This window comes from Pseudomonas sp. NPDC089569, from assembly GCF_050280625.1.
GTDB lineage: Bacteria > Pseudomonadota > Gammaproteobacteria > Pseudomonadales > Pseudomonadaceae > Aquipseudomonas.
Window position 1 is genome coordinate 16,150 of sequence record NZ_JBNNVQ010000046.1, and the last position, 26,687, is coordinate 42,836.

General features: G+C 54.8%; 19 protein-coding genes, 1 tRNA gene and 1 pseudogene. 1 reads left to right on the plus strand and 20 read right to left on the minus strand.

Annotated features, from left to right (window positions below):
• Positions 1 to 150: 150 nt before the first annotated feature.
• The 6 genes and pseudogenes from ACQKP2_RS18415 to ACQKP2_RS18440 all read right to left on the minus strand — a co-directional run bounded on the left by ACQKP2_RS18415 (position 151) and on the right by ACQKP2_RS18440 (position 4,737).
• A complete protein-coding gene (locus tag ACQKP2_RS18415; protein WP_427578442.1) occupies positions 151 to 510 on the minus strand; it encodes a hypothetical protein in 360 nt (119 codons plus the stop codon).
• A gap of 255 nt (positions 511 to 765) precedes the next feature.
• Positions 766 to 957 carry an antitoxin Xre/MbcA/ParS toxin-binding domain-containing protein gene (locus ACQKP2_RS18420; protein WP_427578444.1) on the minus strand — a complete coding sequence of 64 codons (192 nt, stop codon included), beginning with the start codon at positions 955 to 957 and terminating at the stop codon, positions 766 to 768.
• Positions 958 to 1,040: 83 nt separating this feature from the next.
• Positions 1,041 to 1,568 (minus strand): hypothetical protein, encoded by a 528-nt coding sequence (locus ACQKP2_RS18425; protein ID WP_427578446.1) that lies wholly within the window; start codon positions 1,566 to 1,568, stop codon positions 1,041 to 1,043.
• Between the two features lie 137 nt (positions 1,569 to 1,705).
• Positions 1,706 to 1,917 (minus strand): annotated as a pseudogene (locus ACQKP2_RS18430) (hypothetical protein).
• Positions 1,918 to 2,278: 361 nt separating this feature from the next.
• Positions 2,279 to 4,510 (minus strand): hypothetical protein, encoded by a 2,232-nt coding sequence (locus ACQKP2_RS18435; RefSeq protein WP_427578448.1) that lies wholly within the window; start codon positions 4,508 to 4,510, stop codon positions 2,279 to 2,281.
• 56 nt (positions 4,511 to 4,566) lie between these two features.
• Entirely contained in the window at positions 4,567 to 4,737 is a 171-nt protein-coding gene (locus tag ACQKP2_RS18440) for a hypothetical protein (protein ID WP_017704414.1), read from the minus strand.
• Positions 4,738 to 5,454: 717 nt separating this feature from the next.
• On the opposite strand from ACQKP2_RS18440, the gene ACQKP2_RS18445 reads away from it, so the two are divergent.
• Positions 5,455 to 6,300, plus strand: coding sequence for a GIY-YIG nuclease family protein (locus ACQKP2_RS18445; protein WP_427578450.1), 846 nt, complete (start codon positions 5,455 to 5,457; stop codon positions 6,298 to 6,300).
• Positions 6,301 to 6,653: 353 nt separating this feature from the next.
• Here the strand turns inward: ACQKP2_RS18445 and ACQKP2_RS18450 are convergent, their stop codons facing one another.
• The 14 genes from ACQKP2_RS18450 to uca all read right to left on the minus strand — a co-directional run bounded on the left by ACQKP2_RS18450 (position 6,654) and on the right by uca (position 26,475).
• Positions 6,654 to 8,279, minus strand: a complete 1,626-nt coding sequence (locus tag ACQKP2_RS18450; protein ID WP_427578452.1) for a hypothetical protein — start codon at positions 8,277 to 8,279, stop codon at positions 6,654 to 6,656.
• Positions 8,280 to 8,506: 227 nt separating this feature from the next.
• Positions 8,507 to 8,905: a hypothetical protein gene (locus tag ACQKP2_RS18455; protein WP_427578454.1), complete on the minus strand. Its 399-nt coding sequence runs from the start codon at positions 8,903 to 8,905 to the stop codon at positions 8,507 to 8,509.
• Entirely contained in the window at positions 8,868 to 9,497 is a 630-nt protein-coding gene (locus ACQKP2_RS18460) for a hypothetical protein (RefSeq protein WP_427578455.1), read from the minus strand. The genes ACQKP2_RS18455 and ACQKP2_RS18460 overlap by 38 nt, the downstream gene beginning before the upstream one ends.
• Entirely contained in the window at positions 9,494 to 12,868 is a 3,375-nt protein-coding gene (locus ACQKP2_RS18465) for a hypothetical protein (protein WP_427578456.1), read from the minus strand. Before ACQKP2_RS18465 ends, ACQKP2_RS18460 begins: the two co-directional genes overlap by 4 nt.
• Positions 12,868 to 14,247 (minus strand): tyrosine-type recombinase/integrase, encoded by a 1,380-nt coding sequence (locus ACQKP2_RS18470; RefSeq protein ID WP_427578457.1) that lies wholly within the window; start codon positions 14,245 to 14,247, stop codon positions 12,868 to 12,870. The genes ACQKP2_RS18465 and ACQKP2_RS18470 overlap by 1 nt, the downstream gene beginning before the upstream one ends.
• Before the next feature lie 448 nt (positions 14,248 to 14,695).
• The gene (locus tag ACQKP2_RS18475; protein WP_427578458.1) at positions 14,696 to 15,652 is read right to left on the minus strand and encodes a hypothetical protein; all 957 of its coding nucleotides are present in this window, start codon (positions 15,650 to 15,652) and stop codon (positions 14,696 to 14,698) included.
• Positions 15,652 to 16,317, minus strand: a complete 666-nt coding sequence (locus tag ACQKP2_RS18480) for a hypothetical protein (RefSeq protein ID WP_427578460.1) — start codon at positions 16,315 to 16,317, stop codon at positions 15,652 to 15,654. The genes ACQKP2_RS18475 and ACQKP2_RS18480 overlap by 1 nt, the downstream gene beginning before the upstream one ends.
• Positions 16,318 to 16,851: 534 nt before the next feature.
• Positions 16,852 to 16,925: transfer RNA gene (locus tag ACQKP2_RS18485), tRNA-Gly, on the minus strand.
• Between the two features lie 277 nt (positions 16,926 to 17,202).
• Complete coding sequence (locus ACQKP2_RS18490) at positions 17,203 to 18,087, minus strand: alpha/beta fold hydrolase (protein ID WP_427578461.1); 885 nt, start codon at positions 18,085 to 18,087, stop codon at positions 17,203 to 17,205.
• Between the two features lie 312 nt (positions 18,088 to 18,399).
• Positions 18,400 to 19,092, minus strand: coding sequence for a pseudouridine synthase (locus ACQKP2_RS18495; RefSeq protein ID WP_427578462.1), 693 nt, complete (start codon positions 19,090 to 19,092; stop codon positions 18,400 to 18,402).
• A gap of 34 nt (positions 19,093 to 19,126) precedes the next feature.
• Positions 19,127 to 19,345, minus strand: a complete 219-nt coding sequence (locus ACQKP2_RS18500) for a cysteine-rich CWC family protein (RefSeq protein ID WP_427578464.1) — start codon at positions 19,343 to 19,345, stop codon at positions 19,127 to 19,129.
• Positions 19,332 to 20,825 carry a sensor domain-containing diguanylate cyclase gene (locus tag ACQKP2_RS18505; RefSeq protein WP_427578465.1) on the minus strand — a complete coding sequence of 498 codons (1,494 nt, stop codon included), beginning with the start codon at positions 20,823 to 20,825 and terminating at the stop codon, positions 19,332 to 19,334. The genes ACQKP2_RS18500 and ACQKP2_RS18505 overlap by 14 nt, the downstream gene beginning before the upstream one ends.
• Before the next feature lie 214 nt (positions 20,826 to 21,039).
• On the minus strand, positions 21,040 to 22,818 hold the full coding sequence (gene atzF, locus ACQKP2_RS18510; RefSeq protein WP_427578466.1) for an allophanate hydrolase: 1,779 nt from the start codon (positions 22,816 to 22,818) through the stop codon (positions 21,040 to 21,042).
• 24 nt (positions 22,819 to 22,842) lie between these two features.
• Complete coding sequence (gene uca / locus ACQKP2_RS18515; protein ID WP_427578468.1) at positions 22,843 to 26,475, minus strand: urea carboxylase; 3,633 nt, start codon at positions 26,473 to 26,475, stop codon at positions 22,843 to 22,845.
• Positions 26,476 to 26,687: the final 212 nt, after the last annotated feature.

Here is a 26,687-nt window from a genome sequence, read left to right on the forward strand (position 1 = left end):
GCCGGGTTTATCAGGTATTCCCACGATTAATCTGTCCAAGCTCATCCCAGACCAACTGATATGGTTTTGATTACTCGCGGTGACCAGGGCGCCTTCATGAATTCCTATGCGAAGGCTCCACCAACGGTCTGTCTAAAAGGGCGCGCTAAATCAGACTCCTACATCGAGTTGCAGACGCCACACGAGCAAGCCGTCATCCAGAGCCTCTACAGGCAGAGCTTTTACGATACCTTGCAAAAGGTAGGCGCAATGGCAGTGGAGGATCGCGACTTTGCGTGGGTCATCTTCCATAAACCTTAGCTCCGCTCCTGCCCGGCGTTGGCCATTGCGCAGGGCGGCAAGGGCTGCCGCACCAAGCCATTCAACATGCAAGAATCCATACATGTTCACCGCGCGCTTGCGCACGTGGCTCTTCAGCAGATCAACCACCAGCTCTTCCAGTCCTTGCGATCCGAGAGTAGCCACGGCCAGTTTCCAGATCTGCCCTTCGATAGGCCTTGTGATCTTCATAAAGCACCATGATCGCGCGTGTGAGGGACTTGGCTCGTACCGACCTGATCATGGAGCAGGTTGGTCGTTTGAGACTTCCAAGTGCGTTAGCAGGGCCGCGCGTAATTCAAGCAGTGCATCTCTTAACCTGGCATCTTCGCGTGCATCGCCTGACGTTGGGCTGAATTCCTCAACGTGGCGAAGGAGAGCCTCGGTGTCGTTCATGTTGAGATCAAACACAATCATCGAGGGCCTTCTGGCATGGATTTCTGATGGTTAGAAGCTGTAACCGTGATCGATTCTATCGAGCACATCTTTGACGCGGAGATAGCCTGACTCATCACGGGCAATCTCCAATGGTGTGCAGTCATCAAAATCGGCCTTAGGTTGATTGAGCCAGGCATCCGCTTTTTGTTTGTTGGCAAAGACACGTTTGGCTTCAAGCTGAATCTGCTCAACGTAGTTCATTTTTTGGCTCTCGTAAGGGGGCGGCGGCTTGGATTTTAGCCTGCGGTCGAGGTCGATGCTGGGGCCTTAACGAGCTCCATGACTCACAATCCTAGATCCTGCTGAAGCAATAGCTCCTGCAGGCTTTCAGGCGCCTCTCCAATAGTGACCAGAATGGACAACAGATGATGAGTCCAATGGCTCCAGAGTGATTTGTTCAACACGATACAGCTCCCCCGATCATCGATTTCAAATTCGGTAACCGTAGCCGCAAGCTTGCGCAAAACGCTAAAGACGGCAGAGCCGTAAGCGTCAGGTTGTGAGGGTTGGCTGTCCAGCGAGGATACTTTCCCGCTGTAGAGCTGGCCCATCGGCGAGGCATCCTGGAGAGTGCCTGCGAGCATTTCTATAAGCTCTGCTTCAGTGAATAACTCAGTGGCCCGTGACCAGATGAACTGTGCTTGAGCAATACTCATCCCCTCTGGGGCCGAATCGGGAACCTGCAGATACAAAGATGTTGAGGCATGGCCGGTATGGCCCATCTGTGCTTGCAGGGCACCAAGGAATGAAGGCATTTGAGTGGGATGCAGGCCCGCCAAGAGTGATTCAATCTTTTGCATGCGTTTACTCATGCGGCTCTACCTTAGAGTCTGTGCGATTGTATGACTAAATCGACATGGTGATGGGGCCTTGAACACAGAGCAATCGCGCTTGGTGCTTGATCGATGGGTCACCCCCTGATCAACCTCTATTGAGGGCCGTCCTCAGGTTAAGCAAAATCGAGATTCAGAGCGATCTTCTTCACCAGCTCCAGTGGCCTCTTACTGTCGATCACGCTGTACAAGATGTCACGATTACTCCGGTGTAATTTTTAACGACACTCCTCGCGGCAGCTTGAGCGCCTTGATCCGTGCCATGTATAAGCGCAGCCAGTAATAGGATGAGCACGGCGTCCGAAGGCGTCCTAGTCTTCGCTTTCAATGTGGCGATTCAGAACGGCGGGCGTCATGCGACGCGGATCGGGGATACGATGAGGCACGTGCATATCGTCGCGCCAGAGTCTGTTCTGATGGAGAGATACGCTGTGCGAGGGAAGAGTAACAGGTGAGCGTACTGCATCCTAACGAGCAGAGTGTTCGTTAGGATGCAAGTTTTGCGGACAAAGTTCTAGACACAGAAGAGTACACCCCGTTGGCAATTGCAGATCAGATAATGGACGTCTAGGAGAAGTAGCACATGGAAAACCGATCTAACCCTGGTGGTGATGGGGTCGCGATTTCGGGAGGTACTTGTTGTCCTGAAAAAGGTATTCCGGCAGGCCGTAGCCTGCCTTTCGAGGTCGTTATGCTTGATCCAGCTCAAGCCTTTCTCTTTCCTCTTTCTCCCGCCTCATGCGCTCTTCAACCAGAGGAGGGCGACTCAGGCCTTTTGCCACGAAGTCGACCTTGTCCTGAAAGAACGAGGCGATTTTCCGTACGGCGTTTTTCAAGTACTTATCAGGAGTCGCGTAGTCGCGGCTGTACCGACCTGACGAGTAGTTGACATGCCAGATGGCGTTCCCATTTTCTTCTGTCCACCAGATCTCGCCCGCGATCCGAGCTGCCTGGAGGCCGGTCATGCTGGGGTGGCCCAGCTTCGGCTCCGAGATATCCACCGCAAGGAACAGGCTGCCATCGCGGCCAATGGCCCAGATCAGGTTCTTCATAACTGGATCTGAGACAATTCCGGGGAAGACGTCTGCCAGCGTCGTCTCTTGAGGATCGAAGTAATGCTCCAGGGTTTCATTCAATCCTTTGCCCGACGCATCAACCTCACTGGGTTCAAGCTTTAGTGGTGCGCGGAGTGCGCCGTACGCCTGGTTGAGGTGGCTGACATAGTCGAGTTCGCGCAGCTCAAGCGCCTTGCGAAACGATCCATAGAAATGTGTTGTATCAGTCTCAGCACCGCTGTTCTCTGCTTTACGGAACAGACCGAAGAACAACTCAGAATACAGGGGGTCGCTTGCATACACGCCAGACACCGCATTGCCCAAGGGAATATCTGTCGCGTCCAGAAGCACTTTGAAAATTTCTTTGTTGCCCCAGAAGAAGTCGATTTCCCACTGCAGTCTGGCCATCGGACTGGTCAGGATGCGGATGCGATCCTCCTTCCACCTTTCCAGCTCTGTTGCGGTAAAGGAAACCACTTCATCGACTTCGACTTGTAGCGTTTCACCACCCGAGTATTCCAGCTTGTGGTTGCGCACATGCTCTCTGACCTCAGCAATCGAGGACAGCTTGATGTTGAACCTCAATGGGCCTGGCTCAAGCCGACTCTCTGTAGAGGCCAGTAGAGGCTCCGTCCAAAGACCGATTTGTTCAGCGATCGCTTCAGCTGTGCCGTGCGCGTATTGAAAGGGCAAACGAGCCTTCTTTTCTGCGGGTACGATGCAAGCGTCTGGGATGAGAATTTCGTGGGCATCTAACCATGTCTTGCCTAGGTCAGGGGTACGGCGAAATGCTAACGCCCAGCCTGTCCGTCGCTTGGGTAGTTCTCCTAACGTTTCGTAATTGTTCAGTTCTATCAGGTCAACTCGGGCATAAGGCCCTAACCGATCGTCGTGAATGTAGAGAAGGTTCGAGCCGACCCTGAAATCGTACCCGAGCACAGTGACCGCATGACCGCCCACTCTCTTAAGGGTAAGCACCGCTTCGTCAGTCTGTTCCTCCGTTTGGGCCCCAGTCTGGGCAGGCGACATGAGCGAGTACACTTCACCCACCAACACCAAGGGTAGATCGCTGTCGATATAGGAGGTCACGCAGGCCCGGAACCATTCTAGGGTTTGCTCCAGAAGCAGCGTCGAGTGGTAGCGAAGGCCTTCGACGTCCAAGGAGCGTTGAATCTGCTTATTGGTGAGCTCTTTGTTGGGGAAACCGTTGTTCGAGCCGTCGACGAAATTCAGGGCATTGATGGTGATTTCACTGCAGGAGGGAACGTGTTTAACGTCCCGCCAAGGAAGCGCATGGAGTGCCGTCCAAATGGCGGTGGTCGCACACGCGGCCACGACCTTGTCTTGTTCCTGGAAAGCGATCGAGTCGACATGCAGCTTGATGCCGAAAAGGTTCACGTCGTAACGCTTGGCGATTTTCTTTTTGGTGCCGTCACCTACACCCTTGTCGCCTGTGAGTTGCAGGCACGTTTTGCCTACAAAGGTGCGGCTTAACGGTTTGACCACCATAAATCCCAGGTAGTGTTGCTGCAGCTTCTCTGGGGTAAGCCCATCCTTCGGTTCCCCTTGGAGCAGCAGATCCAAGTGCTCGTGGTCAATGCCGTGGCTGAAGAAGTGGATGCGACCGCACTCATAGCTGTCGTTACCGAAGCGCTTTACGTAGTAACGGGAATAGTCTTCCAAGAACTCGCGATCGATATACTCAGGCTCCAGAAGCATGGAGACGCAGTCTCGCTCCTGGAGGTAATTGAACAGGTACGTGACCTGATCTTTCAGGAAAATGTCAGCGAAGTCGTAGCCGAAGCATTCGCGTATCAAGGCGCTAAGTGTGGCCTTCTGAAAACTGGAAACGAGGTATGGAGTCATTTTGATCGCGCAAAAAAAAGCAGCCGCTGAGGCTGCTTTTTATAGAACAGGAAAGATCAGAGGCTACAGGCTTTTGCCAGCACTTCCGGAGTCATGGCTTGAGAGGCGAGCTGACGCTCCAGCTTCTCATTGAGTGCGCTCATACGCGCGCGGGCCGCAGCCTCACGCAGCTCTGGGGTCTCGCCAACTCGATTGCGAATCTTGTCAAACAGACGATCAGTCGTCATCGCATTCAACTCCTTTTCCTATCACTACGTTTGTGGCCCATTGACACGTCTTGGTGCGTGATTCGGGGCATACTAAAGGCGTTTCAGGGGAAATGCCTTGAAAAAAAGCTACCGGATTATAGAGATCCGATTCAGTGAGTCAACCATCTTCTTCCACATTTGTCCACACCGCCATGACTTCGACGTATGTCAGTTGTTCAACGTATCTAGACTGTCTACCGCGCGCGGTGAAGGCGTGACCGAAAGTTTGCGTTTAGATTCGCTCAGCTCGGGGCCAACCGGGAGGCCATCGCTATGGTAAGGCGGGTATTCTTTGAGTATGGCACAACGATGGCGCCTGGGCGCAACACCATTCTTCCCGGCTGACCTCTTTTCGCAACCACTACGCGGCCCGAATTCAGTGTGCCAAGGGGAAGCCCCTGCGGGGCCGTAAGCTGCTGACATGGGAACAGACAATATCAGGGAAGATGATTGGACGGATTCCAGCGACTGACTGGCATCGACGTACTGGAACGAAGCTTGGTCAGCTTGTTACACGTTAGGAGATTGCGATTGTTGCCAGCCGCAAGAGATAGGATAGTGATGGCTTATCGACATACCGGCGATGCCGTGAACCCCAACCTGCTCCGGGATGCAGCCTGCAGCGCGGCATATTAACTAAGCCAAAGGTGTGCTTTAACCCTCAACTCGCTGCCTGACCTCTCTGGATGACTCTCAGTGACACCTGGTTACCTCTATCTTTTGCAGAACCCTCTCTACGGCGCATACGTAATCAAAATCGGCCTTACCACGCGAGAGCCGGATGTCCGAGCACGTGAGCTCTATGTTGGTTCCTCTGGGGTTCCTGTTCCCTTTGAGATTGCCACCGCTTACTCGGTAGGCGATTGCAAGCTGGCCGAGAAGCAAACCCATAAACGTTTGGCAGCCTATCGACTAAATCGCGGTCGCGAATTCTTCCGCACTTCTCCTGCTGTAGCGGCTGCCATCGCGTATGACACGTGTACAAAAATCAATGACCATCTCGGGCTGCTACCTCCCGAAGTCTTTAAAATCGACAAAACGCCACCACACTTGCCTACTGGGTTGCGAGATAAGAATGCTAAAAGTGTCGCTGAAGCATTCGATGGGAAAATGGAGTTAGTAGATCCCTTCACGCTACGTTATTCTCCGTTAGGAACTAGTACTTTGACGCCGGAGCAACTAGATCGCGTTGAAATTCTCAAGATGCATCTGAGTCGGCTCTACCCTGGCCATATGGAGGAAATACTGAGCTCATTCAGTCGCGACACAACGCCGGAAAAAGAGATCAAAATTTGGGAGCACATCACGAAAGCCTACCTGACAATCGAACAGGTAGAATTTGCTAGCGATGACTTGCGGCATGAAGCCTTCGTACTGCTTTTGGCGCGTTCATGGTCTTCAACCAATGAGGTGTTGAATAGCTATGAGCTCGAACACTTTAGTCCCAAATCGGCCAAACGCTTGTTGCAAGCGTACGAATTGCGACCAATGCCGATTGTTGTTCGATCTCGCCGTGAATACAAATTCCAGCAGGCAGATTAGTAATGATTCGGTGAGTAGTCGCTTCGTGCATGTCGTCCTCCCGCGATCGGAAATGCGGCTGGGTAGGTGAGTTGGGTGAGGATCGCTTACGCGCGTTTGCGATTCTTGGAAGCAGGTCTGGAGGATCAAGCGTCGAGATTGAGCACAATCTGCCTGATCATTTCGAGGGGGCGTTTGCTGTCGATGATCAGATAGATGAGGTCACGGTTCCTGCGAGGGCGCTTTTTTGACCACGTTCTTCGCGGTGGCTCTCACACCTGTATCCATACGGTGGATTTTTCGGCCAAAAAAAAGACCAGTGAGACGTGGGTGACAGTCATCATCTGTAAAAATTGCCCTAAGGGCAGGCTTCATCAGTTTAGTCCTTCAACCAGCGGGGTAATGCGCTGACCTGAAGGAATTTTGGCGTTGTGGGATGGGGCAGGCAAAGCATAATGCCGGACTATCTCTGTGCCAGAGTCGCGCAAGTACTCCGCTAAGCCATGGTCGTGACATGTGAGAAGCACTCCGCGTTTTATACCGATTCGCACTGCATCGAAGACGTCGATTGCGTATGCCTTCGATGTCTGACACTCACTGACAAACTCGTTCGTCAGTTGCCTAACAACTCCAGCGGCGTTGACCATCAAGCCTTTGTCTGACGTAGAGATAACTACACCTATAAAAGAGTCAAAGCGACGAGCACCTCTGGGACGAAACAGCACGGGTTGATGCTTTGAATAGCCGCCTTCAGGGGTGACCAATTTCAGCGTGCCAGCAGCTTTGTGACGTGAGTTGATCTGCTGAACCAAGTCGAGATCATCCGAGATAATCGTGTGCCCTTGGTCAATCGCTTCATCCAGTTCGGCATGGCTGGCAGCCTTAGGAAAAGTAGGAGGCTGGAGGCTTCGGTTGAGCGCCACGTTGTGGAAATAAGCATAGAGATCCCGCAAGTGGAATTCACGGGTCAGGGCGCAGGGCTCTGCCGCATGGTGGCTGACCAGAATCAATTGATCTTCTTTTTCGACCTGCTCAAGGAAGACCACTAGGTCGCTTAGTGAGAACTGATCAAAATCGATCACGATCCGACTTTGTCCCGACTCAGCTCGGTGGGAGCTGACCTGGTAAAAAGGCAAAATTTCCTCGTAGGGAAGCCATTTGGCTAGTGCCAATGTTCTGTGCTCTGAATAGACCACAATTTGTGGCGGGCTCCAGTGAAGAGTTTGAACTAAGGCTGAATACTGTTCGACAAGCTCCGCAAGCTCTGTCATCGAGCTGTAGGTCAGTATCACCACTCGTTGATTCACCAACTGAGGGAGGAGCGAGTAAAAATCTATTGTGGCCTCACCTAAAAGCCCTTCGAGCCGCGAATACGCAAACTCTATCTCTGGGTCGCCGTAGGTCGGGAAGAAGTTGGCCGTTAACTCCTCAAGTTTCTCTCTGCCTCTGGTTTGCAGCAATGCGTGCGAGGACAGCTGAACCTTCGTTTCATCTGCTCTTACAGAGCGGTTGTTAACGCAGGCGTCCAATGTCGCGCGTAACCTCTTCGGAATTTCAATCCGGTCACACAGGGTGTGTCCTCGATCCGCTTGATTTTGGAGCCAAAGCAAAAGCTCAAATGAGGTGTTGATACTTTCAGCCGCATCTCCCAACTGCCCCTTCAACGCAGCTGTCCCGTTGTTCACAAATGGCAACGCACTCTGGGGGATGGCTGCCAAATGCGAGGGTGCGTTAATGCCATAGCACTGCAGATACCGTTCAGCTTGCTGTTGATTCAAGCCAGCCGAAATCAGCACCATCAGAATCTGCTGGTCTTGTCGTTGATTTGAAACTTCAAGCCATATCTGGGTGGCATACGGCTCATTGATTGGAGCCGTGTGGTGGGAGATATCTGCAAGATTGAGCCAGTTGGATATGGCATTGGCCCGTTGATGGATCAGCTTTTTGATCGCTCGTGGTAGATGGAGCTGGGCCCCAATCATTCCCCGATCAAATGCCATACGGATGCTCTCAGGGGTATGACCTACAGGTCGGGAGTAAACGAGCTGGGGACGTCCAGACCGGTAGCTGAGCTTAATTTCGAATACGAGACCGGGTAGCATCGGAGAGGCTATCTCATTAGTGTCTATGACGATCCGTTCTGGCCGACTCCTGCTGATGTTGATCGTGGAGAAGACGGTGCGTCGATCCAGTCGGTGGAGGACACTTATCACTAGATATTGCTTCATCAATAGACCATGGGCTTTCCAGAGTGAATCAGGTCATGCATAAGTTTCAGCCGGTTGATCTCTGCTTTTAGCTCGCGTGACTTTAGGTGTTGTGCCTTCAAGGCCACCCGAAGAGCAGATACGTCGTTACCTGGCTTTCGACTTGAGCCAGTCGATGAGGTTGGGCCGGACTTTGCGTATTCCGACAGCGCCGCTATCAGCTCATGAAGGTCTTTTGGCCCTCGACCAGGGTAAAACTTCTGGCGGTCGATGCCGCTTTCGCTCGCCACCCAGGACAACTGCAAGTTACCAGCGCGCATTGCTAGCGGATGGCCTTCAGTGAGCATTGAAATCGCCCATTTTTTGAGTTTGACCGCGTCGTCACTCTGAGCTGTCAGAGCTGAGAAGTTTGCGAGCAAGGTTCCCTTTCCCTGACTGCCAGTCGAGGAAGGGTTTGCAGCGCTCGGCTTCGCAGATGAGGACGATGTCACCAACGATAGGTGCTGTGTCATAAAGTTCTCCGTCAACAATCTCTAGGCCAGTATTCGGGTGCCGCAAAAGCTTTTGTAAAACCAAACAAGTCTGTTCGAATTCATAGAAAAAATTTATTTGAGGGGGGCTTGAGCCCGCCTCTGGCTGAAGTGTTTTTTTCCTTCTCAAGCCAGCCTTGTAGGCATCTTCAATCATGGCAAGCTGACGTTGAGTCTCCTTGAGTTGGCTTTCCAGTACTTCATAGGGGACTATGGGCTTGCCGGGAACTAACTGTCCTACGTATTTGTCGACTAATACGCGATGTATCCCATGGTTCTGAGATTTTTTAGGGTTGGGCTTGGCAAGGAAAAGTGTCTTATCATATCCAAGAGTTTTAGCTAGCTCTGCAGCTAGCTTAGATAGAGACTTGAAAGTCTTTTCGGTTGAAACCCACTCGGAAAGAGTCTCATCTAACCGCCTTAGAGTGGCATCAAGTTGGTCGGCTTGATGCTTTTCGAGGTGAGCATTTACTTTGCTCATGCTGCGTGTCCAATTCTGAAAAGTGTTTGGTCTTCCATGCGCTGAGCAAGCTCAGGTATTGTAATGCCCGTGTTGTCAAGCATGTAAATAATTTGGTTTGCAATGATCTCCCTTTCTTCAGGTTTTGCCAGGGCAATGGACAATAGGTGCGGCTGGGATGCAATTTTTTTCAGCCGAATAAGATAGTTTTTTGCGGTAAAAGCAGGAAACTCGCGACCATCAATGATGTTCGCAAGAAAGCGCTGAACAGGATCCTGGTCGTCATATTCTAAACAGCGATCACGGAGATCCCCGTGACGAGAAATGTATTTAGTTCTGTATTCTTCACTTTCCATGTGCTTGTTTAGGATTTGTCGAACTTGTTCAAGGCCTGCTAGTTCAAGTTTTGATACGGTCAATAAGTGGTGAAGATCATGCGTGGTCTGTGATGCAGGTTGAGCTGTGGAGGTTACAGATAACTGCTCTTGTAGGGCTTCGCACTCATCGATGAGAAAGCGCATCTTCGCGTTAATGGCAGGCAGGTGGCTTACACCAAATACGGCGTGTGGACACATTCCACAGGTCTTAGCGCAGGTAGTAAATGCCAACAGTTCTTTTGGGCATTTCCCATTGGCCATGCAAGCGCATAATTGGTACCATCCAATTTCCGTAACATCCCGAAGTTTTATGAGTTCTAGTCCCGCATTCTCTAATTCAACTACAGGCGAGCTGAGGCTAACTAAACCATAGTTTTTTGCAGCCCCCGTAGTATCGACCTGCCATGCCGCCTTCAACCCATTTTGTGCTGCTTGTGAAGATTGTTCGCCCCACAAAGAGTCCCAGCTTGCTTGATTAGCCTTGGCTTCAGCTGCACGAACGTGCTCTTCTGTTTGCTGAAAAGTGGGGGCTGTATAATAGATGCTCGATTTCGGGTTGGCATGCGCTACTTGTGATCCCAATATCGTTTGAGGAAGGTGCCCATAAATCCCCATATACGTAATCCATGTAGCTCGCAATGCATGCGGCGTGTGGACTGCTAGTGTCACCCCTTTAGAGTTGACAGTTGTAAAGCTGTGCTTTCTATGGTCTGGTACAATCGAGTTGTATACGGACTCAATGCCATTCAGCACTCTGATCCACTTGCTGGAGTATGCGTTGTCCGAAAAGGGTAAGCCTTTCTTATTGAAGGGGCTTCTGAATAATGGATGGATTTTTCCGTATTTTGTATCCTTAGGGTTGTTTTCGTAGTGAACCGGGTTTACGGGGCGCCAAGAATGTTGAAATTGACGCTCTTCTAGTAGGCGTTCAAAAACTTCTGTTGGCAACGAGACGGGCCTGCTGTCCCCATTTTTATCTGTGTTGACAAATAAGGTGGTATACCCGAGTACAGTTTTTTCAGGTGAGTAATATTTATCGAATGACAGTATATCGAGCCATTGACAGTTTTGCATGCGAAGTCCGCCATACATCGCAACGGTAAGCATCCTGTTTGCAGATAGCCATGGTATCCAAATCAATTTGCCGCTGTAACGACCATGGTGCCAGAGGTATGCATTTGCAATTCTTTTTAGCGGTATCTCCTTGGCAATGGCTAGAGTATTGGGGTTGATTAGCTTGATAGTATAAGCTATCCCAACTTCTTCAAGGTCAATCCAGTCCTCAGATCTGATCTTATTTTGAAGGTCGGTAGATATTTCACCAGCCAGAATCTTCGCTCGTATCGTTGTTCCAATGTCATCGAGTGCAAGCATGTACTGTTTTGCAACTGGAACTGAAGCCAGCGGAAGGACAACTTTGTCAGTCTTCGTCCGTCCACCGCTTCCAGGTGAGTCGAGCTTAGGGAATACAGGGTTGACAAGCGTTCCGTCGTTGAGCGCCTCATCACCGATATAGCGGTCAGCGCCTTTTGCGCACGCTAGATCAAATAGAAGGTAGATTGTCGAAATAAATGACGCAGCTGTCTTCTGACTATAGCATTGCAGATAAAATTGAATTGCCGTGAGGGGCAGATTCTTTTTCTTTAGGGTGCGTAGTTCATCGTTGCTGAGGGCGTTTTCTTCAGCGTCAGGGTATATGTCTTCAGCGTTTACGTATTCATCGCTCCAGAATAATGTGCGATGGAAGTCGGTGAGTAAGCGAGGTAACTCGATGATGCTAGTTTGGTTCTTATGCTTCCAGAGAGGCAGATAGCAAAAAATGTAATCTATTAGCAGCGTCACTTCTCTGTAATAATTACTTCTAGCTCGCCCATGTATACCTTTTTTGTCAAGATGCTCGCTCAAAAGGCCAATAGCAGCTTTCCAGTGGGATGATAGGTAGTTTATGTTGACGTGCTCTAGTCCAACGTAAGCGCCATTAGTCAGCCATGCGAAATCTTTCGAGGTGCGAGTGACTGCCTTTTTTATAATTTCTGCTAATTCCTCGGGTGTGGAGTTTTCCTGAGCCTCGATGATGACGGCCTTCCGCTTTTCGGTGGCCTCTTGTTGCTTGGCCAACTGATAGGAAACATGTAAGTGTTGGGTTCGCTTTTCATAGCGCAGGTGCTCGCGTTCCTTGGGAGTCATATTTTCCCATGACTCCAAGTCTACCCCCCACATATCTTTGAATGCCTCAAAGCTTTGGCGGTTTTCAAGAGCGGTTGAAGCCCTTTGCTTTTGCTGAAGATGTTGGTGGTATTTTTCCAAATGAAAATACTGGTCTGGAGACACAATTCCAGGGTGTACTGCTGAAATCAGTTTTATAAAAGCGAGGTAGCCAAAATCAAGATTTTTTAGTTGGCCGGAGTCTCTTATTTCCTTTTGAATGTCGATAACTCTGGGTGCGGCTTCCCATAGTTCAGAAAATGAAATGTCCGCTAGCGTATGCCAATTGGTTCTATATTGGAATGCGCGCGCGTATTTGAATAGCGATGGTGAATTCTTTGTGAAATTATGAATGAAGCCGTGGCTGATTTCTTTGAGGTGCGGGAATTTTTGCCAGGCCCCGTCCAGGTTAAATGTATAGGGTAGGGTGAGGGCGCCTTCCGACCACAAAATTGCAAACATTGCTCGAAGCGGAGAGCGAAGTCCCTCAACGTCCTCTAAGTAGGCAGGAGGAATTCCTACAACTTTTTCATAGAGTTCTTTCAAATAACGCGTGTCTGTCTTTGGGGTTGTTGTGATATTGTAAAGGGTGTCAAAGGTCTCTTTGCTGAATCGCTCGATATCTGTATTCTGAACTAATGTACATAGAGCTATTCGGGAACGGGCCTGAAGGTTTAAGATTTCTTCTATGGGCTTCCCATTGTATTTTGCATTTGTAGCGCTGGTGCGTTCGAGATCGTTCAGAATCTCGATTGCTCGACGGACAGTCCCTGTATTTGTCCAGATGACGAAATCTGAGGTATTAATCATTAGGCTGCCCTCGCCAAGAGCTCATCTGCAAGTCGCGCGTAGGTTTGTGCTCTTACCAAGTCAGCGCTGTAAGATGTACTCCAGCCATGAACAAGCTGATTGGCTGACGCTATCTCAGCTGCCACATTTAGTTCGTCTAGCTTGGCATAGCGTTCAGTTGACTTGATGTCTTTGTGACCCATTAGAAGTTGAATTTCTGAAAGTTCAAGGCCTACACGATTACGTCCGGGGATGTAGATGCAGTTTCGTGCCCAGTTACCATAAAAGTGGCGAAGACTATGAGAGGTAAAAAGTTTCTCACCGTCCCTGGCAATGCCAGCTGCTATCTGGGCTTTTTTTAGTTCTGTGTTATAGGATTTGGTTGTGGTATTAAATCGAGATGATTGAATGATTGATTCACCATGCGATTCTCGTTTCTCTGACACGAACAGAAAATCGCTTGACGAAGTTGGGCGCTCTTTTTCGTATTCGTCCAGCGCCTCGAAAAATATACTTTTAAAAGGCTCAAACATAATGACGGATGCTGTCTCGCGCCCTTTGTAGGCGATATTGGAGCCGTCTTTTTTCTTTTCCTTTTTCTTTGAGGGATCGCGACGATTGTTTGGATCTTCGATCTTTATGGTTTTATTCTTGGTGTTGATGTCGCTCCGGCGAACTAAAAAAGCTTCCGAAATCCGCAAGCCTCCCCCGGCCTGTAATGCCCAGAGGCAGCGATAATGCGCAGACGGTGCGTGGCGTAGCAGACTCAGGATATGGCAGGTCGGAAAGTCTCGCTTCGCGTTGATGCGCTTCACCTTGGGGCTGGGGATCCCGCCTCGGGCAAAAGCGAAGTCAGTCCTGGGCGTGCCAAACTGAAGCGTTTCCTCAAGGATGCGTTCTCTTTCTGCCTGGCTCCTTCGCCTTGGTTTGATCGCCGACGGCATCACGGGCGGAAGAGGTTTCTCTCCGGCAAGGACGCTCCGGTGTGCCGAAGTGTCTTGAGCCACTCTCGTGCTGTTATGTAGAAAATGGTTGACGGCTGCTATCTTGCGCGCCGCAAACGCGGGACTTACAGGTCGGTGATTCAGCGCGATGGCTGCTCTTCTGATAACGAAGTCTTTGCTGTGCGCACCTTCAGTCAGATAGTTACGGTAATGACACATAGTTGCGTGTGCCGCCTCTGTGGTGAGACACCTAGCACCTAAGATTCCGGTTTCGTACCCGTAGTCAAAGAACTCGGCCACATCGGGACAGTAGATCGTGGGGGTGCTCGCGCCGCTTGAGTGATACAGATTGTTGAACAGTAGATCCGAATAGGCGTTGAATGCGTCTATAGGTTTGCCGGTGTCGGTCTCATAGAGGCGTGGAATCCCCCTATTTATAAGGCGTACGTTTTTCATTGACCTGTCCCACCAAAGGTCGCATCGAAGGATGGAGTTTTCGCAGTCGACAACGCCTCTGTCTCCAACTTGGTGAGCAGTGAGGGCTTTCGTGGGTAAACAGAAGTGGTCAATGCCTCAAGCAGAAGGTGTTGAGGGCTGCCGGCAATGGGTGGGTGAGACCTGCAGGCAACTGAACGTGGAGTCTGAGTGGTGGCAAAAGAATTTCGGAAAAACGATTAAGCATATATTGACAGGCCCATCTTCATCATGTATAAAATCGAGCCGGATTCTACATTCATTTAAAAAGTTGGCAAGCCTAGCTAGAGCTTTCTCGTGCGTTGTCGTGGGTGTTGGTGCGGGAAAGATGTAATTTCGAAGGCCGGCGAGATAGGGATACTGTTCGATCGGCTGTAATTACCGCCGACTGTGGTGCATTGGCGGGGTTGAGTGCTTCAGCAGACCGGCGCTACTCGTTGTTGTCCCTTTCGTAAGCGTGGCCTTCGCGCTTCGCGTCCTCAAGATCATCCTCGGTATAGAGATCGAAGTATTCTGCGGCTGAGTATCTGGACGTCTCCGTAAAGACGTTTCCGAGACCGCACGCGGAGAGTTTCGAATAGCCAGAGATCTTGAGCAGGCAGGCAACACATTCGAAAGAGGAGGGAAGCATGCCTTGGCGCTGTGTCACTTCGTCATCTCCTATTGTTGTTGCTACCGTCCCTATTGGGGTGCCCTGTAGCAATGCTGCAGACTTGCAAGCTGGACATTGGCAGCGGTGACCGGCCTGTCTTGTAGCCCAGGCGTCTGCTTGGGATTCTGAAACCTGTCTCTCCTTGTCACTTTTGTTGTTCCAAACCTTCGCGTGGGCTTTGATGTCCTGATCTACGGCTTTGGCGGATGCATCCTCCAGCGACTCAATCATTTCCTTGGCTTTTTGCGCGTCTGGCATGAGGCTGCTCAATGGTCTATCCATCGACTCCAGCAAAACGGTACAGGCTCGGTAGTAGCGAGGAAGCCACTCAGAATTGGAGGCGGTTAGAAATACCGCTTCTCCAGTGTGGAGCTCGATATTTCTACGCTCGACATGCTTGGCGCAAAAGCCTGCGATCTCAGCAGTAAAGGTTGGTAGCAGCTCTGCCAGTCTTGCCAAGACATCTTTCGTACTGATCGAGACGGCAGAGAACTGTTTGCTCGTTGCCTCTTTCCCCATCGCGTACATCAAATTACGCCAGTTCTGTTGATCCGCGAGGAGAACCGGTGAAATGTTTGAAAGGGCTGCACGAGCGAGAAATTCCAGTCCCAATGATGAAAACAACCCAAACTGCCAATCATCAGGTGAGTAGGTGCTCATCTGATCCGCGTACAGCTGAGCCTTGCTTAGTAGAGTGTCTTTGGCCCAGGGTGAGCTATCCACGCCTGTATTCATCACTGCTCCCAAAGTTTTGAAACGTAGATGCGCTCCAATCGTCGGTGTGTCGCGCTTGGAACCGAAGACCTTCCATGCAGCATTCGCCAGTTATCAATAATCAACGTATCTCCCGGATCGTTCAGGCAGACATCGATGCGGCGGATTTCTTGGATCGATTTGATGCTTTCGCCGACTCTGATTGCAGCCTGATTCAGTGGTTTGAGAAACAGATAATCCCAGCGCAGGCCCACAATTCCATCGTCTCGGAAGCAAACTGGCATGGGGCATAACATCCTTCCGGGGTGGGCTCTGCGTGGGACTACGATGGCTCTATCTGCAAGCCCATCTGTATGCTCAAGAATGTCAGAGGCTGGCAGTAGATAAGTGCTCACCGAGGAGGTGCCCTCAAGGCAGCGCAGCATCAGGAATCGAGGTGGTGATGCCCAGTGGGCGTAGTCGGAATGAAGGGGAAACTCGTTCAGGCCATAGACTCCGCTGTAGGTGTGGAGGTCGAAGTCACATGACTCGCGTGGCTTCAGTGTCTGAACGGTTGCGATCCCATGGTTTGGTGCAGTTTTCTGTGGATCAAGGATTGGGCCCAGGTGGCTTGCGATTTCTTGGGACGATGATTCAGGCAGCAAGGTTCTGGCGAATGCATAACCGTTCATGCTCACGAGGTGCATGAGCTGCTCTAAACAGTCTTTATTCGCTATAGGGGTAGCGAGCGGTCTGGGTTCTCTATTAATGCGGGAGTCCATCACTATCCTTTTCACTTCCTTGTGGTGCTCCAGATCTTGAGTCGCCGCATTGGGGTAGGACAGATCTGCCCTCCACTGCTCTGGCTCTTCAGACCTGGCTGCTGGATTGTTAGAGCGTTGCTGGGCTTCCTGGGGGTTGCTGCCTGATGCGGGTTACTGGTCTTTGAAGCTGGAGTTCTTCACAGGAAGAGACTAGCTGGGAGGCGATCAATGTGTGAGTAAATATTGAAGTGGGGAAGGGATTTTGTGGGGCGTGGGTGAATGACTTTGGCGAAGGTGCGATCTTGTTGCGGGCCAATGTCGGAGCCCTTTACTCACCACTTTGGTCAGTGGTTGCAGGTAGATTTCTAGCCGAAACGGTTTGACGGGGTGTTGTGAAACCAGTGTGGGGAGGAATGCGCTTTCGTCTGATTAAATGCTCTGAAAGGCAGAGAATACGGGGCTTTGACAGGGAGGGGGTGGAGCGGGTAGAGGGAATCGAACCCTCAACTAAAGCTTGGGAAGCTTTCGTTTTGCCACTAAACTATACCCGCTTTAAGCGTCAGTCTTTACTCACCAAAACGGGCTGTCCAATAAGAACCCTCGTTATCAGCTTGGGAAGCTGGAGTAATGCCATTATACGACACCCGCCTGGAGCGGCTGACTTTGTACCAGATACGGCTTTGGAAATGAAGTTTTTCTTTGCGGCTGAAGGCTTTTTGCGTGGGTGAAACAAAGCGGCGACCGTGAGGCGGTCGTTCGCGGGCAAGCCTCGCTCCTACAGGGTTTGTTAACACCGTAGAGCGGGGGCTTGCTCGCGATGACGCTGTTTCAAATGGACAATGCATGGTGGTCCTGGACGTAGTGGTAACGCGGTCGGCTCTGGTGCTGAGCCGGCTTCAGGAACCCCATCAGCGCTTTGCGACTGTCCCGGCAGGCTGCCTTGTGTTCCATGTCGAGAAAGTGCCCGGTGGCCTGAAGGGTGCTGAAGGTGCTGTGTTGCACGTGGTTGCCGAACAAACGGGCATCTTCTGCGCTGGTGTACTCGTCCCATTCGCCATTGATGAACAACACCGGTACGGCGATTTTCTTCGCCGCGTTCAGGTAGCACTGCCCATCGCTTTGCAGGACGTTGTTGATGTGGAAGTGCATCTGCCCGTACTCGTGCTCGGCAAGGGAACTGACATGACGGTAGTTGAAGCGCTTGAACAACGACGGCAGGTGCTTGCCGATGGTGTCGTTCACCAGATGCCCGACTCGATCGCCGTCCCGGCTGCCAAGGCAATCGACACCACGCTCCAGGTAATCGAGCATGTGCGCGTTGACGATTGGGGAGAAGGAGCTGATCACGGCTTTTTCGATGCGACGTGGCCGTTGCGACAACGCCATCATGGTTGCGGCGCCCCCCCAGGAAAACGACAACACGTGTTCGGCGGCGAAGTGGTCGATCAGCTCCAGGAGGATCTGCCCTTCGATTTCCTTGGTCAGCATTTTCTCATGCAGATTGTGGGCTTTTGACTTGCCCGCATAGGGCTGGTCGTAGCAGACCACATTGAAGTGCGGGTAAAGGTTTTTCACGGTTTGTGCAAACGACGCAGTCGTGGCCATTGAGCCGTTAACCAGAATAATGGTCTTTTCCGCGGCGTCCGCGCGATAGAACTCCGTGTAAACCCGATATTGACCCTGTATATCCAGCACAGCGATTTCTGGCCTCATGTCATAAGACTCCTGGCAAGCGGGTATGCGCGCAAAAGAGATTGCACGAGCTATGTGACAGGTAGGCATACGCCTGGAATTTGGAGGCCCATGTCGATCCATTGCAGTCCGGTCGACGGGTGTTGTTATTGGCGGGCAGTCTGCCGGTGCAACGCGGAGCCTTGAGGCTCTCTACCGACAAAAAGTTTCTTAGAAGTATGTTGTGACTCATCGGTCACATTTCGGCCGACGTCCTGATTCAAGCAGGGGTCACGTGATCGCGCAAGTGCCGTTGATAAATTGCTCGACAACTTCTGCTCAGCGGTAGGCTGCTCAGATCGACCGGATCTCTTCGTCGGTCAGTGGCCGGTATTCGCCCGGTTTCAACGCGTCGTCGAGCACCAGCGGGCCCATGCGTTCGCGGTGCAGGCGCAGGACCTTGTTATCGAAGTGGCCGAACATGCGCTTGACCTGGTGATAACGTCCCTCGACGATGCCCAGGCGCGCGGACTTCGGCCCCAGAAGCTCAAGTGTCGCGGGTTGCGTGGTGAGGTCTTCGTAGGCGAAATACAGGCCTTCGCTGAACTTGATGGCGTATTGCGGCCCGATCTCCTGTTCGGTTTCGACGTAGTAGACCTTGGGCAGCTTGGTCTGCGGCTGGGTCAGGCGGCGCGACCAGCTGCCGTCGTTGGTGATCAGCATCAGGCCGGTGGTGTTGAAGTCCAGGCGCCCGGCGATGTGCAGTTCGTCCTTGTCCGCTTCATGGATCAGATCCAGTACGGTCGGGTGCTGCGGGTCGCGGGTGGCGCTGACGCATCCTGCTGGCTTGTGCAGCATGAAATGGCGCAGCGGCCTGCCTGCCTGGAGCACGTCATTGTCGACTTCGACGCGGCTGAATTCGCGGACTTCGGCATGCGGATCGCTGACGATTTTTCCGTCAACCCTTACGCGTTTTTCCACCAGTAACAGGCGCACCTGTTTTCGGTTGAAGCACGGCAGGTTGCTGAGGAAACGGTCGACACGCATGACTCAAGGTTCGATGAAGAAAGGGCTGCGCATCTTACTTGATCGGCCGGGCGGCTGCTTGCAGCTGCGCCTCGACCTGGGCGCAGCGCGGGCACAGGCATGAGGCGTCGCGCAGTTCGGCCGGCAATGCCTGGAGCACTGCCGGGTCGATGCTGACGCCGTAGCACCAGCATGCCCGGTCGGCGGTTCGCGGGTCGGCCAGGGTGCACTCGTTTGGGGCGCCGCAGGCCGGGCAGAGGTCAGGCAGGTTCATAGTTGGAGTGAGGCATTTCCACGCAGGTACGGTTGCGGCCCGATTGTTTGGCCCGATACATCGCATGATCGGCCCGCGACAGCAATGTGTGCAAGGTGTCGTGAGTTTGCAGGGTCGTCAGGCCGATGCTGACGGTCAGTTGCAAGCTATTGTCGTTGTAGGAGTAGCGCTGCCGTTCCACATGCTGGCGAATTTTCTCGGCAATTTTCAGGCCGGTCTCACCGTCGGTGTCCTTGAGCAATACGATGAATTCCTCGCCACCCCAACGGCAGACGATATCGGAATGGCGCAGGCAGCTCTCCAGATCCCGGGCGAAACCGATGAGCACCTGATCGCCTGCCAGGTGGCCGTAGGTGTCATTCAAGGCCTTGAAGTGGTCCAGATCCAGCAGCAACGCGGTCAGCGGGGCGGGCTCGCGCTGGGCTTCATGCATGGCTTGCGCAGCCAGCAGGTCGAAGCCACGACGGTTCGGCAGTTCGGTCAGACTGTCGAGGGTCGCCTGCGCATGCAGCTTGCCCTGGTAGCGCTTGATCACCCGGTTGAGCAGGGCCAGTACGGTGAGGGTGACCACCAGGCAGATCAGCAGGTTGAGGTACAGCGAGCGACGGATGTCACTGAGGTCGCCGTCTTCGAGCTTGTCCACGAACAGGTACCAGTTCAGTTCGGGAATGAACCGCACGTTGAGGAAGTGTCCCTGGCCCTGGCCGGAATATTCGTAGCTGCCGCTGTGGGGTTTGGGCAATTGGCTGACGAGGTTCTTCATGCTCTTGAGTTCGCCCAGGGCCTGCCCGGCACGTGCTCCGTCGGGACCGCCTTCGGCGCCGGTCAGCACCAGGCGACCTTGCGTGTCGACGAAATACACGCTGCGCTGGTAATGCTGCTGGTATCGGTCGATCAGCTTGATCACCGCATCGACCGTCAACCCGACCCCGGCGGCACCGATGAAGCGGTTGTTGTAGTCGTAGACTTTGTAGTTGATGAAGACGGTCAGGTTGTCCTTGTTGGCCAGATCCGGGTCGACGTTGATCTCGTAGGGATCCTTCATGTCGCGTACGCGAAAGTACCAGGCATCGCGGGGTTCGCTGGCCTTGACCTGCTTGAGTACGCCTTTGGCGTGGTAATAGGTCAGGCTGGAGTTGGAGACGAAGAAGGCCGTGTAGGCGCCGTAATGGGTCATGACCTCATTGAGGTAGCGGGTCATCTGGTCGGGGTCGCGTTCGCCGTTTACGACCCAGTCACGCATGAAGGTGTCGCGGGACATCATCGAGGAAATCAGGATGGGCCTGACAAGGTCCTTCTGGATTTCCGAGTAGACGGTGTCCGATGTCAGCGGCAGTTCAGTGTTGACGATGTTGTCGCGGATCGACGCCCGCGAGGCGTAGTAGCTGAGAAAGGAGGTGGCCAGGAAACCTGCGCCCAGCAATGCGACCAGCGTGAGAACCAACAGGCGTTGAGAATACAGTGGCGAGCGAAGCGGCATGGCAATTCCATTGGCAATGATCCGATGGCAAGCATTCTAGTGTGAACCGCAGGAAAATAGCTGCTCCATGTACGCCACGAATGGTCGTTCCTGTGTTGCACCGAACCCTGTAGGAGCGAGCACGCTCGCGATGGTCGTCAATGATGACGCTGGATGCCTGACACTCCGCGGCGCGCTCACGTCCATCGCGAGCATGCTCGCTCCTACAGGTTTTCTATTGCAGGGTTTTCAAATAGGCCCGCCATCCGCCGAGATGGCTGATGTCGACGGCCCCCTCCATCCCATACCCCTCACAGATAAACCCGCTCTCCCAGCGCCCATCCGCCAATTGCACCTTGCCCAGACCCAGCGGTGCCGGAATGCCGGTGAGGAACGAGCCCAATTCGCTGCTGGGCAATTCCCACACTTCCACGGCAATTGCCACGCCGCCGTCCTTCACCCGGACCATGCCCGGGCGAAACGGAGGGCCACCGGCCAGGGCATACAGTCGATAGTCAGGTGAGCTGAAGGTGGACTCCAGCAGACGAGCGCCGCGTTGCCTGAGTTGCCAGTTCAACGCCAGGCCATCCAGATGCGCACCGCAGACCACCAGTCTTGCCCGGTCGTTGCGCGCCGCGGTCGAAGGCGCGGGGGCTGCCAATCCTTGCTGGCGCTGCAAGCCATCGGCCACGCTCAACAGATACTGATCGGCGAACGCCCGGCCAAACAGCGTCACGCCCCAGGGCAGGCCGTTGTCCATGAAGTCGCTGGGCACGGCGACGGCGGCGTAGTCCAGCAGGTTCATGAAGTTGGTGTAGTAACCCAGCTCCGAATTGCGCAACACCGGTTCCGCTTCCAGTTCCGCCAGGGTGACGGGGCGACCGATAGTGGGCGTGACGACGCAATCGAGGTCTTGCAGCGCCGCGTCGCACAAGGCCTTGAGTGTTTGCAGACGATACTGCGCGCGGAAGGTTTGCACGCCCGTGACCGCAGGCGCCTTGGCCAGCACCGCGCGTATCACCGGCAGTACGGCTTCGGGATGTTGTGCCATCAGATCCCCGGCGACGCTGTAGCGCTCGGCCACCCACGGGCCTTCGTAAAGCAGGCGCGCCGCCTCGAGAAACGGCGACAGATCCAGCTCTACCGCTTCGCCGCCCAGCGCCTTGAGTCGTTCGACGGCAGCGTCGAACAGAACCGGGCCTTGAGGGCAGCCAAAAAACTCCAGGTCCTGTGCACGCGGTACGCCAAAGCGAAAGGAACGCAGGGCGCCGAACGCCGTGCCGTCATTCCACAGGGGATTGCGGCGGCTGTACGCGTCCCGCGGGTCGAGGTGCGCAGTGAGCGACAACAATTGACTGGCTTCCCGGGCGGTGGCGGTAAAGGTTGTCACACAGTCGAGGGTACGGCAGGCCGGTACCACACCGGCAGTGGAAATCAGGCCCTTGGTGGCCTTCAGACCGACCAGGTTGTTCAACGCCGCCGGTACTCGCCCCGAGCCCGCCGTGTCGGTGCCGAGGGAAAAGCTCGCTACGCCCAGCGCCACCGCCAACGATGAGCCGGCGCTGGAACCGCCGGACGGATACTCCGGCAATACGCTGTTACGGCAGGCGCCATAAGGCGAGCGACTGCCATTGAGACCGGTGGCGAACTGGTCGAGGTTGGTCTTGCCCAACGGAATCGCACCCAGCGCCAGCAATTGCTCGACGATGGTGGCCGAGCGTTCCGGTACGTAGGCAAACGCCGGGCATGCGGCCGTCGTCGGCACGCCTGCCAAATCGATGTTGTCCTTGATGGCGAACGGCACGCCGTACAGGGGCAGGCTGTCCATGTCGCGGCCGTCCAGGGCGGCGAGGTAGGGCTCCAGCTCTTCGAGGCTAAGCAAGTGAATGAACAGGTGATAGTCCGGGTTCAGCGCTGCCGCTTTTTCCCTGAGCTTGGGCAGCAATTGCCGGGGTGTGGTGCTGCCGTCGCGGTAGGCGCTGCGCAGGGCGTCGAGTTGCAAGTTGATGTTCATGGCGTTCGTCCTTTTCAAATGGGTTCAGTCGAGTTCCAGCACCACGACGCGCTGGCCGGCACGCACCGCCGAACCCGGCTGCACGCGAACCTCTCGCACGACGCCGGCGGTGGGCGCGAGCAACGGGATTTCCATCTTCATCGACTCCAGAATCACCAGCACATCCCCGGCCTCGACCCGGCAGCCGTTTTCCACCTGGACCTGCCAGAGATTGCCGGCGATATGGCTGTCGACACTCTGCTGACCGTGGGCCAGCGGGGCGTCTTCGCTGACTTCGGCAACCAGATCCTCGCTATCGAAATGTGCCTGTCCGCTGGCGACCCAGCGTTCACGCTCGGCCTTGAAAGCGCCTTGTTGTTGGTTGCGAAACGCGGCGATGCCCTGGGCTTCCTGCGCCAGGAACGCCTGGTAATCCGCCAGGTTCAGTTGGCTGTGTTCGATGTCCAGTTCGAAGCGCCCGAGCGGGAAGTCCCGGCGGATACGCAACAGTTCATCGGCGCTTACCGGGTAGAAGCGGATCTGATCGAAGAAGCGCAGCAGCCACGGTTTGCCCTCGAACGCGGCGACATCCCGATAGCGGTTCCACATCTGCAAGGTACGACCGACGAACTGGTACCCGCCGGGGCCTTCCATGCCGTAAACGCACATATAGGCGCCACCGATACCCACCGAGTTTTCCGCGGTCCAGGTGCGCGCCGGGTTGTATTTGGTGGTGACCAGGCGATGACGCGGGTCGAGCGGAGTGGCGACCGGTGCGCCGAGGTAGACATCGCCCAGGCCCATCACCAGATAACTGGCGTCGAATACCGTGCGCTGCACCTCATCGAGGTTCGGCAGGTTGTTGATGCGCCGGATGAACTCCAGGTTGCTCGGGCACCAGGGCGCGTCCCTGCGCACGGTGGTCATGTATTTTTCGATGGCCAACTGGCAGGCCGGATCGTCCCAGGACAATGGCAGGTGCACGATGCGCGAGGGGACTTGCAGGTCCCTGGCGGCACACACTGCGTCCCATTCGCCGGCGACGATGCCAAGCAGATCCGCCAGCGGCAGTTGCTCGGGGCGGTAGTGCACTTGCAGCGAGCGGATGCCGGGTGTGAGGTCGATCACGCCGTGCAGGTTTTTGCTTTCAAGCGCCTGCATGAGCGCGTGGGCGCGAAAGCGCAACACGAGGTCCAGCTCCGGGGCGCCGATTTCCAGCAGCAGGTGGGTGTCACCGGACAGCCTCGCGACCAATTGTGTGTCTTCCTGACCCAACTCCAACACAACTGGCGACATAAGACCCTGTGGGAGCTGGCTTGCCAGCGATGAGGCCCGAGCAGACACCGCATCAACTTCATCGCTGGCGAGCCAGCTCCCACAGGTATCCCATTTGCAGGCGAGTTCACGGGCGGTTTTGATGTCGACCGGGAGGAATTGGATTTTGTCCCCGGCCTTCAACTGTCCCAACTGCCAAAGGTCCGCCTCGATGACCGTCACCGGGCAGACGAAACCGCCAAGGCTCGGGCCGTCCGGGCCGAGGATCACCGGCATGTCGCCGGTGAAATCCACGGCACCGATCGCGTACGGATTGTCATGGATGTTCGAGGGATGCAGTCCTGCTTCGCCGCCGTCGGCACGCACCCATTGCGGCTTCGGTCCGATCAGGCGTACGCCGGTGCGGCTGGAGTTGAAATGCACCTCCCAGTGCGTGGCGAAGAAGGTCTCGATATAGCCTTCGGTGAAATATTCCGGGGCGCCGTGCGGGCCGTAGATCACGCGAATTTGCCGAACAGACGGCAACTCGCTGATCTGTGCTTCGGGCAGTTGTACACCGACATTTCGGTCGTTCAGAGCCCGTACATGCAGCACGTCGCCCGCCCGCAAGGCACGGCCAGCGTGGCCGCCGAACTGGCCGAGGGTGAAGGTGCTTTTGCTGCCCAGATAGTCCGGCACCTGCAAGCCGCCGCGCAGGCACAGGTAGCTGCGCGCGCCTGCTCCGGCAATCGTGCCCAGACTCAAGGTTGCGCCTGCGGGCACCAGCAGCGAAGTGTTCATCGGCACGGCCTGGCCATTGAGCGTCAAGGGAATCACCGCGCCGGTGACGGCGACCACCGCATCGCAATTGAAGCGCAGCAACGGTCCGCTCATGGTGATTTCCAGGGCGGCGCAGCCTTCGTCGTTGCCCAGTAACCGATTGCCCAGGCGCAAGGCGCGGCTGTCCATCGGCCCCGACGGCGGCACGCCTACGGCCCAATAACCCAGGCGGCCAGGATAGTCCTGAACGCTGGTCTGGGTTCCGGCGCTGAGCACTTCGAAGGTGTTGGCCTGATAAGCAAGGTTCTCCAGGCATCGGGTCCACGGCTGGCCGCTGGCGAACGGTGCATCGAGCAGGATTTGTCGAAGGTAATCGCGGTTGGTTTCCACGCCGTACAGAAGACTGTCGCCCAACGCTTGATGCAGATTAGCGGCGGCCTGTTCACGGGTCGGTGCCCAGGTGATGACCTTGGCGATCATCGGGTCGAAGTACGGCGGGATCTCGCAACCGGCTTCGACCCAAGTGTCGATGCGCAGTTGCTTGCCATCGGCGGCCGGGAAGTTGACGGCCGTGAGCAAACCGGGGCTTGGCTGGAAGTCCCGGCCCGGATCTTCGGCATACAGCCGTGCCTGAATCGCGTGGCCTTCAGGCTTCAGGTCCTGGGTCAAGGTGCTCAGGGGTGGCAGTTCACCGGCCGCCAGTTGCACCATCCAACGCACCAGGTCCACGCCCCACACCTGTTCAGTGACGCCATGTTCGACCTGCAGGCGGGTGTTCACCTCCAGGAAGTAGAAACGCTGCGCATCGCTGTCGAACACGAACTCCACTGTACCGGCGCTGCGATAGTTGACGGCTTTGGCCAGTTTGATCGCCGCCGCACACAGCGCCTTGGCCATACCCTGCGGCAGGTTCGGTGCAGGGGTTTCTTCGAGGACTTTCTGGTTGCGCCGCTGCACCGAGCAATCGCGCACGCCGAGGGCGATCACCTCACCGAAACCGTCGCCGAACACTTGCACTTCCAGATGCCGGGCTCGCTGGATGTACTTCTCGATGAACACCCCGGCGTCGCTGAAGTTGTTCTGGCCCAGGCGCTTGACTGCTTCGAAGGCATCGCTCAGTTCAGCGGCGTTGCGGCATACGCGCATGCCAATGCCGCCACCGCCAGCGGTGCTCTTGAGCATCACCGGGTAGCCGACCTGTTCGCCGGCCATCAAGGCGGCGTCGAGGCTATCCAGCAACTCGGTGCCTTCGAGCATCGGCACGCCGTGCTGTTTGGCGAGGGCGCGGGCGGTGTGTTTGAGGCCGAACACCCGCAGTTGTTCTGGCGTCGGGCCGATGAAGGCGATATCGGCGGCGGCGCAGGCTTCGGCGAACGCGGCGTTTTCCGAGAGAAAGCCGTAGCCGGGATGGATCGCCGTAGCGCCGGTGGCTTTGGCGACGGCGAGGATTTTTTCCACGGCCAGGTAGGTACCGGCCGCGGCACCTTCGCCGAGGCTGTGAGCCTCGTCGGCTTGCAGTATGTGCAGGCTGGCGGCGTCGGCTTCGGAGTAGACGGCGACACCCTGCACCTGCAGCTCACGCAAGGTGCGCAGGATGCGGCAGGCGATGGCGCCACGGTTGGCAATCAGGACTTTTTCGAACATGGCATAACCCCCGGAGGCGATAGCGCATCAGCCTCGACCTGGGATGCGGGCCGTCCCGCAGTTTTTCGATAGACATCCGGGTCGTCCCGGATGAAAAAACAGTTCCCTTCACAACACCGCCGACCCCCTGTAGGAGCGAGCACGCTCGCGATGGAGGTCCAGACACCGCTGGGCGTCAGGCTGCCAGCGTTATCGTTGACGACCATCGCGAG